Below are 7,674 nucleotides of genomic sequence, written 5' to 3' on the forward strand. Positions count from 1 at the left end.
GTCTCCCGCGTGAAGAAAACCGCGGCCTTACGCAAGATCTCCTTCTCCTCCCGGAGAAGCTTGACCTCGCGGCGCAGTCTGGCCAGCTCGTCTTTTTCGGCACTGGTCAGGCCATCGGCGCGGCGGCCATCATCAAGGTCGGCCTGGCGCACCCAGAGGCGGATCGATTGGGCGGAGGGCAGAAACTTCTTGGCGAGCTCCTCCGGCGACCGTCCCGCGCGCACCAGCTCCACCATCTGCCGACGAAACTCCGGCGGATAGTTGTTCGGCACAGTGAACTCCTTCTTCTGGGAACCAGGGTTCCTCAGAGATCAGGTGTCCACCAAACCGGGTCAACTCCACAGTTCATCCGCGACCTGGCGATCGGACCGGACCGTACGGTCTACGCGGGGATGGGCGCGCAGAGCATGAAGGTCGCTGTGCTCAGGCCCGACGGACGGGTCAAGAAGGTGATCGCGCCGCCGATCCAGGGGGCCGGTTTCGCCTACGACCTCGATGTGGTGGGCCGCTACTTGCTGGTCCGGTTCGTCACCTCCATGGGCACCAACCCGATGGGCGTTTACGATCTGGCCCGCGGAAGATGGAAGGACGTGGTCGATGAGGTCGACAGCCTTTCGGTGGGCAACGGCCGGCACGGTCATGACCTGTATCTCTTCCAGAACGACGAACTCTCCCGCTATGACCTTTGGTCCGGAAGGATCGAGAAGAAGCTCGGCTTCACGGACTTCGGGGGCGGGGCGGCGCGGCCGCTCGGGTGGGTTGATCACACGCTTGTCGGCACCAGCTCGACCGGCCGTATCTGGCACTTCGACCGCAAGAGCGGCCGGGACGCTCTCCTCGACGGCACGCTGACCGGTCAGCACACGCCGATCAGGTCCATGGGTATCGGCCCGGACGGCCGCGTCTACGCTGGCGGCTACCTGGCGGGAGGCCTGGCCGCCTACGATCCCAAGACCGGCGAGTCACAGTTCTGGCCGAACGTGGGGCAGAGCGAGGGCATCGTCACCCACAAAGGCAAGCTCTACCTCGGCGTCTACCCGGGCGCACGGATCTACGAATTCGATGGCGCGCAGCCCAAACTCCTGCTCGGCCTGGGCGACCAGGAGCAGGACCGGCCGTTCGCCATGGTCTCGGCAGGTAACTGGCTGGCCTTCGGGACCGTGCCCAAGTCGGGCGCCGTCGGCGGCGCGATCGGACTGCTCAACCCCGAGACCGGCCAGAAGATCATCAAGCGGGACATCGTCCCCGGCCACAGCATCATCGGCCTCGCCTACCGCGACGGTGTCCTCTACGGCGCCACATCGGCATTCGGCGGCATCAGCACCCCGCGGGGAGACGCGGCCTACGTCTTCGCCTACGACATCGCCACCGACACCGTGAAATGGAAGACCGCCCCCGTCCCCGGCGACCTCGCGCTCGGCTCGATCACGTTCGACGACGCGGGCAAACTGTGGGGCCTCACCCCCGACGCGCTGTTCGAACTGGATCCGACCACCGGGCAGACCCTGCGCGTCGCCAAGCACCAGACGTACCCGTGGCCCACCGCCACCCAGGTCTGGCTCGACACCAACATCGAGCAGTGAGGGGCCCCGCGTTCTCCGGACAGCTTCCTGACGATCACTTCACGATGCCAGCTGACGGCTCAGGTACTCGTTGTGGACCTCAAATAGAGTCCGGTACCCGTTTGCGGAATGAAGCCTACGCCGATTATAGAACCCCTCGATATACCGGACAACCTCCCGCCGCACTTTGGCCCGCGTGGTGAATACCATCCCGTTGAGCCATTCGTTCTTCAACGCGCCGAAGAACGATTCCGCAAGCGCGTTATCCCAGCACACCCCAGTACGCCCAACGGATCGACGCATCCCGTACCGAGCGAGATGCCGGCCGAATTCCTCGCTCGTGTAGTTGGTGGATTCAATCGGTGCTCGCAACACTTCGTCGTTGGAGGTGTTGGTGAATGGGCCTGGGCAAGAAGCAGCAGGCTGTCCGGTTGTATCGCGGTCAGATCCCCTCGCCGGGACGGCCGACGGTCGCCTGGCGTGAGGATCGCGTGCGGTTTTGGCAAGCGATCGCTCGGGGGGTGACCTCGCAGGAGGCCGCGGTACAGATCGGCGTGTCGCCGGCGGTGGGGACGCGCTGGTTTCGCCAGGCTGGCGGGGTGAGACCATGCCTTGTCGCGACGGTATCGGGCCGTTATCTGTCGTTCGCGGAGCGGGAAGAGATCGCGTTGTGCCGTGCCCGGAAGGTCGGCGTGCGTGAGATCGCGCGGCGTCTGGGACGGTCGCCGTCGACGATCTCCCGCGAGATCCGGCGCAACGCCTCAACGCGGACCTATGCCGTGGAATATCGTGCGACGGTCGCGCAGTGGCACGCCGAGCGCCGAGCCCGGCGGCCCAAGAGGGCAAAACTGGCGTCTGACCAGCGGCTGCGTGAGTATGTGCAGGAGCGGCTGGCCGGGCAGGTCCGCCACCCGGACGGCACGGCGGTGGCGGGGCCGCGGACGACGTCGTGGAAGGGGCGCAACAAACCCCGGCGTCAAGACCGTCGCTGGGCGAGGTCGTGGAGCCCGGAACAGATCGCTCATCGGCTGAAGGTCGACTTTCCCGAGGATGACAGCATGCGGATCTCGCACGAGGCGATCTATCAGGCCCTGTTCATCCAGGGGCGAGGAGCGCTCAAGCGGGAGCTGGTCGCGTGTCTGCGCAGCGGGCGTGCACTGCGGGTGCCGCGTGCACGCTCACAACAGAAGGCCGGCGGCCACGTGAACCCCGAGGTGCTGATCAGCGCCAGGCCCGCCGAGGCCGAAGACCGCGCGGTCCCGGGCCACTGGGAAGGTGATCTCATCATCGGCACCGGCCGATCGGCGATCGGTACCCTCGTGGAGCGCACGACACGGTTCACCCTGCTGTTGCATCTGCCCCGGATGGAGGGCTACGGCATCCAAGAGCGTGTGAAGAACGGCCCGGCGCTGGCCGGCCGCGGCGCCCAAGCCGTGCGAGACGCGATCACCAAAGAGATCACCGGGTTGCCCGAGCAGCTACGCCGCTCGCTGACCTGGGACCGGGGAACGGAGATGGCCCAGCATGCGCAACTGCGCATCGACACCGGCTTGCCGGTCTATTTCGCCGACCCGCATAGCCCCTGGCAGCGTGGCACCAACGAGAACACCAACGGCCTGCTGCGCCAGTACTCAAGCATCCCAAGGGCACCGATCTATCACGATGGAGTGCCGAGGAGTTGGCGGCCGTGGCGTTCGCGCTCAACACCAGGCCCCGCAAGACCCTCGGATGGAAGACGCCAGCAGAAGCCTTCAGCGATCACCTAAACTCGCTGCTGAGCAGCAGTGTTGCGACGACAGCTTGAACCCGAGCAATACACCTCCAAGGACTACGCCGCCCTGTGCCGCCGGCTGGGCGTCACCCAGTCCATGGGAGCCGTCGGAATCAGCGCCGACAACGCCGCCTGCGAAGGCTTCCACGCCTCCCTCAAACGCGAGACGCTCCAGGGCGCACCCCACTACGGCGACGCCGCCACCTGCCGACGCGCGGTGTTTCGATGGCTGACCCGCTACAACACCCGCAGAAGGCATTCGGCCAACGGGCACCTCAACCCCATCGCCTACGAGCACCTACACCAGCAAAGATCGAGTAGCCTGACACTGGCCGCATGACACACCCCACCGCGTGTCCACTTCCGTGGAGGAAAGCCCGATTGTCGCCTGTAGGCTTGCCCTGGTTTGGCCCGGAGGGAGTGGGTTGTCGCACGTTCCGGTGCCGCGCCTGGCGCGAGCGATCGTCATTGTGGTTCTTGCTGGACTTATGTCCATCTATCTGCTGGCAGGGTCGGCACTCGCGATCGTGGCGTTCGGGCTGCAACTCGTCTACGTGTTGCGCTCCCTGCGGCGGTTCAGGCGACCGTGGCTGCTGATCCTGCAGGCACTGGTCGGCTATGCAGCAACGCTGGGCTTTGGCGCCTCCGTCGGGCTTCTCGGCTTTCTGGGTGGATCGCTGCTGCTGACCCCGGCATGGCCGCTGGCCCCACTGGTGGCCGTCAGCGCTGCCGTCGTCGGTCCGGCGGATCCCGCGATCAGCATGGTGCTGATCGCCTTACTGGTCTACGGTCTCACTCGGCTCACCGATCGAGTGGAGGAGACGCATGCTGCCCGGCTGGCCCTGGCGCTGGTGGCAGCGGCTGAGGAGCGGTTGCGCATCGCCACCCGGCTGAGCGACGGCCTAGGCAGAGGAGTAGCGGCCATCGCCACAGGCGTCCGGTTTGCTATGGATCGGCCGGAACACGCGGTGGAGGTGCTCGGCGAGGTCGTCGGCACCGCCCGCCGTTTCCTGGCCGATGCCAGGAACGCCGCCGCGGACTACCGTGCCACGTCACTGATGCCCGAGATGACGACCGCCCGCGCGATGTTGACGGCTGCGGCGATCAAGACGGAGACCCGTGTCGGACACTCTGAGCCCTTAGGCCCAGCAGGCGCGCTGCTCGCCGTGGTGCTGCGGGAGGTGGTGACCGAGGCCGTACGACAGAACACGGCCAGAAATTGCGTGATCGAGACCATCACGGTTGACGGGATGGTACGGCTGCGCGTCACCCACGACGGCACCCGCACGGCCGAGGACGAGAGCCTGGCCGATCTGGCCCCGCACCTGAGTCAAGCAGGTGGCCGCCTGACCACGGGTCTGTCCGCCGAGGGCTGGTTGACCGTCGATGCCGCGCTGCCCGAGAGGTCGGCGGAGGCCACCGAGGACCCGGGCGCCTACAGGTTATCCGTCGCACTGCTCACCGCCGTGCTGATCGGGTTCTCGATCAAGGCGCTGCTGTTCGTCCCCGCGAACCTGGTGGCGCCCGCGGCAGCCTGTCTTGCCGTGATCGTCATCATGCAGATCCGGTGGATCACCGGGCGTCACATGGGTGCGCTCGCGTTGCTGGTGCTGCTCACCTACCTGCCTATTCCGGTGTTCGGGAGGGCCTGGCTGGGCGCGGCCGGGTTCCTCGCCGGTCCGGTCCTGCTCGCGTTCCCGTGGGCTGTGGCCTGGCCACTGGTCGGGTGCGTGATGGCGAGCGTGGCGGCAATCGCGGTGCTGCTCGGCCTGTCATTCCCGCTGACGGTCAACTTCACCGCGAGCACGCTCGTGACCGGGCTGGTCGTGTACGGACTGCTTGAACTCGCCCGGCTCGTGAGGGAATTGCAGGAGGCCAGGCAGACGCTGGCCCGCTCTGCCGTAGTCGAGGAGCGTCTGCGCGCCGCTCGTGACCTTCACGACCTGCTGGGGCACAGCATGGCCGCGATCCTGCTCAAGTGCGAGCTGGCCATACGCCTGCCTCCTGAGCGGGCTCGTGCCGAGCTGGAGGACGTGCTGGCGATGGCCGGGAAGGCGGAAGCGGATCTGCGGGTGGTGTCCGGTGGGCAGCCGGCGATGTCACTGGCCGCCGAGGGCGAATCGGCACGGTCGGTGCTGGCCGCCGCAGGCATCCAGGTGGAGCTCGACTTCGCGCACGAAGAGTTGTCCGCCGAGGTGGAGAACGTCTTGGGCACGGTGCTCCGGGAAGCGGTGACCAACGTGCTCAGGCATAGCTCAGCCCGGTATTGCGCGATCACGACGGTGGTCGAGGAAGGCATAATACGACTCCGCGTACGCAATGACGGCGTGCGCTCGTCAGGGGGACGGCCTGGTTCGGCTGGGATCGGCAACCTCACCACGCGCCTGGCGGTGCTGGACGGAGGGCTCGGCACGGCTCGCGATGGCGGCTGGTTCGAGCTGACCGCCCAGGTGCCGAGTGTCCCGCCGGTCGGCTAGATCCAGCCTGCCTCGGCGGCGATGCGGACGGCGTCGGTGCGGTTGCGGGCATTGAGCTTGATGACGATGGCGGTCAGGTAATTGCGCACCGTTCCCGCGCCGAGAAAGAGCTGGGTCGCTATCTCGGCCGCATCGGCGCCGCCTGCCATCAGGCGCAGTACGTCCGCCTCTCGGGGTGTCAGCGGGTTGTCGGCCAGGTCCCAGGCGGTGATCGCCAGCGAGGGGTCGAGTACGCGTTTCCCCGATGCGACCGTGCGGATCCCCGAGACCAGTTCCTCGGGTGGCGCGGTTTTCAGCAGGAACCCGTCCACCTGGGCTGCGAGTGCGCGGCGCAGATGACCCGGCTTGCCATGGCCCGTCAGCATGAGCGTGCGGCACGAGGGCAGTTTCGCGCGCAGTTCAGCCGCGGCGGCCAGGCCGTCGAGCGTGCCGGGCATGTCGATGTCGAGTACCGCGACATCCGGGCTGTGAACCAGGGCCGAGGAGACGGCGGCATCGCCTGACTCCACCGCAGCCACGATCTCCAGGTCCGGCTCGAGGCTGAGCAATGCGACCAGGGCGCCCCTGATGACGTGCTGGTCCTCGGCTAGAAGCATACGAATCACAGGGATATGTCTATCAGCGTCCGGATCATGACGGGGTCATGGCATGCGCGTGATCATGGCGCTGGTCCGCGTCGTACCTGGTCAGCAGGGTAGAAGCCATGACAGATGTGGTGGACTTGGACGTGGCCGGCAAGGTGTTCGGGAAAGGCAGCAGTCCGGTTGCGGCCCTGCGCGATGTGACGATAGGCAGCCCACGCGGGAGTTCCACCGAGGTCATGAGCGCCCCGGGATCGGGCGGCTTCGTATACCAGGCGTTCAACCTGGTCTCGTCGCTCACAGTGTCGTCGGCGACCTGCTCAAGGAAGAGGGGTTCAGCCTCCAATCCAGTGCCAAGACGATCGAAGGCAGGCAGCACCCTGACCGCGACGCGCAGTTCCGCTACATCAACGAGCGGGTCAAGGACTTCCGGGACAGCGGCGATCTCGTGATCGGTGTGGACGCCAAGAAAGAAGGAACTCGTCGGCGAGTTCAAGCGCGCGGACCGGACCGGACCGGGCGGCCCAAGGGGCCCAGCACGCGCCCGCACCCATGTCGATCTGCTCAGAAGACTGACTCGGCTCGCTCTCGGGCGGCTCGTACACTCCGGGCTCGCCGGGCTCACCCGACCCAGGGATTGGTAGGGCGTTGTACCCCCATCGTGACCCCCGTGCCGACACATGCGTTGTTCGCATGACGAGTAAGTCACATGAATTCGTAATCATTATGGGGTAACACGCTCTGATGTCCAGGAGATCATGCTCTTGGCATGCGGCTGCACGGTTCGTGCAACCTCATGCCAATCTGGAGGCCCTCAATACGCCCTATCGGTCAGGCGTGTTGGGATAGGCACTAGAGTACTGCAGCAGTAGTTCGAGACCCCGCCTGGACCATCGCATATATCCAGCTCAACTAGCGAATGGCGACTGCCCTGGTGTGACGTCGTCGACTGGGCTCCCTCCCGGCTCGTACGCTGTGCAGGACGTCCACGGAAACAATAAGGAAAGGATTTATCCCCCTTTCCTTACTGCTACCATGATCGCCGCGTTAGCCCCCGGGTTGATAGAATCCGCAAGCCGCATCGGTACGAGAACGCGGACTCTCCTCCCGAGCGCAATTTCGTCACGGGATAGATGCTGTTGGTGATCTTTGGGGCCTGTCCGATTTTTTGATGGTCGCCTGGTGCTCTGCTCCGACGGCGGTTACCGGTGGTTTGTTAAATCCGGACGTAGAGGTTGAGAGCGTGTCCGGCTCCGACGGCGGTGAGTAAGCGCTGGAGTTCA

5 protein-coding genes and 3 pseudogenes are annotated in these 7,674 nt (G+C 65.9%); 5 read left to right on the forward strand and 3 right to left on the reverse strand.

Annotated features, from left to right (window positions below):
• Positions 1-272: transposase (locus ACSDR0_RS48500; RefSeq protein WP_435295764.1), on the reverse strand; the 272-nt coding region annotated here is incomplete at its 3' end.
• Between the two features lie 135 nt (positions 273-407).
• Between ACSDR0_RS48500 and ACSDR0_RS48505 the strand changes: the two genes are divergently transcribed.
• Positions 408-1,583 carry a hypothetical protein gene (locus tag ACSDR0_RS48505; RefSeq protein ID WP_435295765.1) on the forward strand — a complete coding sequence of 392 codons (1,176 nt, stop codon included), beginning with the start codon at positions 408-410 and terminating at the stop codon, positions 1,581-1,583.
• Between the two features lie 39 nt (positions 1,584-1,622).
• On the opposite strand, the gene ACSDR0_RS48510 is transcribed toward ACSDR0_RS48505, so the two are convergent.
• A complete protein-coding gene (locus ACSDR0_RS48510) occupies positions 1,623-1,865 on the reverse strand; it encodes an integrase core domain-containing protein (protein WP_435295768.1) in 243 nt (80 codons plus the stop codon).
• 95 nt (positions 1,866-1,960) lie between these two features.
• On the opposite strand from ACSDR0_RS48510, the pseudogene ACSDR0_RS48515 reads away from it, so the two are divergent.
• From ACSDR0_RS48515 to ACSDR0_RS48525, 3 genes and pseudogenes are all read left to right on the forward strand, one after another.
• A pseudogene (locus tag ACSDR0_RS48515) lies at positions 1,961-3,366 on the forward strand (IS30 family transposase).
• Between the two features lie 10 nt (positions 3,367-3,376).
• Positions 3,377-3,673, forward strand: a pseudogene (locus ACSDR0_RS48520) (integrase core domain-containing protein); the annotation flags it as partial.
• A 148-nt stretch (positions 3,674-3,821) separates the two neighbouring features.
• Positions 3,822-5,810, forward strand: a complete 1,989-nt coding sequence (locus ACSDR0_RS48525) for a histidine kinase (protein ID WP_435295766.1) — start codon at positions 3,822-3,824, stop codon at positions 5,808-5,810.
• Here the strand turns inward: ACSDR0_RS48525 and ACSDR0_RS48530 are convergent.
• Positions 5,807-6,415, reverse strand: coding sequence for a response regulator transcription factor (locus tag ACSDR0_RS48530; RefSeq protein WP_435295767.1), 609 nt, complete (start codon positions 6,413-6,415; stop codon positions 5,807-5,809). The two genes, ACSDR0_RS48525 and ACSDR0_RS48530, sit on opposite strands and share 4 nt — an antisense overlap.
• Before the next feature lie 262 nt (positions 6,416-6,677).
• On the opposite strand from ACSDR0_RS48530, the pseudogene ACSDR0_RS48535 reads away from it, so the two are divergent.
• Positions 6,678-6,945, forward strand: a pseudogene (locus ACSDR0_RS48535) (ISAzo13-like element transposase-related protein); the annotation flags it as partial.
• Between the last annotated feature and the right edge of the window lie 729 nt (positions 6,946-7,674).

It is taken from the genome of Streptosporangium sp. G11 (genome assembly GCF_051192615.1).
Lineage (GTDB): Bacteria > Actinomycetota > Actinomycetes > Streptosporangiales > Streptosporangiaceae > Streptosporangium.

What these genes read in the sequence shown, in the direction of transcription:
- ACSDR0_RS48505 (WP_435295765.1), top strand. Translation starts at nt 408, where the DNA reads ATGAAGGTCGCTGTGCTCAGGCCCGACGGACGGGTCAAGAAGGTGATC.
- ACSDR0_RS48510 (WP_435295768.1), bottom strand. Translation starts at nt 1,865, where the DNA reads ATGCGTCGATCCGTTGGGCGTACTGGGGTGTGCTGGGATAACGCGCTT.
- ACSDR0_RS48525 (WP_435295766.1), top strand. Translation starts at nt 3,822, where the DNA reads ATGTCCATCTATCTGCTGGCAGGGTCGGCACTCGCGATCGTGGCGTTC.